Raw genomic sequence first — 930 nt, 5'->3', positions numbered from 1 at the left:
TTGATGCCTGGCAGTTCCCTACTCTCACATGGGGAGACCCCACACTACCATCGGCGCTACGGCGTTTCACTTCTGAGTTCGGCATGGGGTCAGGTGGGACCACCGCGCTAAAGCCGCCAGGCAAATTCTGTTAATCTGTATCAGGCTGAAAATATCGTGTCTCTTCGCCAAAACACCTTCGGCGTTGTAAGGTTAAGCCTCACGGTTCATTAGTATCGGTTAGCTCAACGCATCGCTGCGCTTACACACCCGACCTATCAACGTCGTAGTCTTCAACGTTCCTTCAGGACCCTTAAAGGGTCAGGGAGAACTCATCTCGGGGCAAGTTTCGTGCTTAGATGCTTTCAGCACTTATCTCTTCCGCATTTAGCTACCGGGCAATGCCATTGGCATGACAACCCGAACACCAGTGATGCGTCCACTCCGGTCCTCTCGTACTAGGAGCAGCCCCCCTCAATTCTCCAGCGCCCACGGCAGATAGGGACCGAACTGTCTCACGACGTTCTAAACCCAGCTCGCGTACCACTTTAAATGGCGAACAGCCATACCCTTGGGACCTACTTCAGCCCCAGGATGTGATGAGCCGACATCGAGGTGCCAAACACCGCCGTCGATATGAACTCTTGGGCGGTATCAGCCTGTTATCCCCGGAGTACCTTTTATCCGTTGAGCGATGGCCCTTCCATTCAGAACCACCGGATCACTATGACCTGCTTTCGCACCTGCTCGAGCCGTCACTCTCGCAGTCAAGCTAGCTTATGCCATTGCACTAACCTCCTGATGTCCGACCAGGATTAGCTAACCTTCGTGCTCCTCCGTTACTCTTTGGGAGGAGACCGCCCCAGTCAAACTACCCACCAGACACTGTCCGCAACCCGGATTACGGGTCTACGTTAGAACACCAGCCATTAAAGGGTGGTATTTCAAGGT

2 rRNA genes are annotated in these 930 nt (G+C 53.8%); both read right to left on the bottom strand.

The features are described from left to right. Positions 1–5: 5 nt before the first annotated feature. A 5S ribosomal RNA gene (rrf, locus tag KW829_RS22710) occupies positions 6–121 on the bottom strand. A 67-nt stretch (positions 122–188) separates the two neighbouring features. Beyond that, a 23S ribosomal RNA gene (locus KW829_RS22705) occupies positions 189–930 on the bottom strand; the annotation flags it as partial.

The sequence above is a fragment of the Enterobacter sp. ENT02 genome (assembly GCF_019219165.1).
GTDB classification, from domain to species: Bacteria; Pseudomonadota; Gammaproteobacteria; order Enterobacterales; family Enterobacteriaceae; genus Enterobacter; species Enterobacter mori.
Note: the sequence above shows the minus strand (reverse complement) of the source record. Positions and strands in the feature narration are given on the sequence as shown.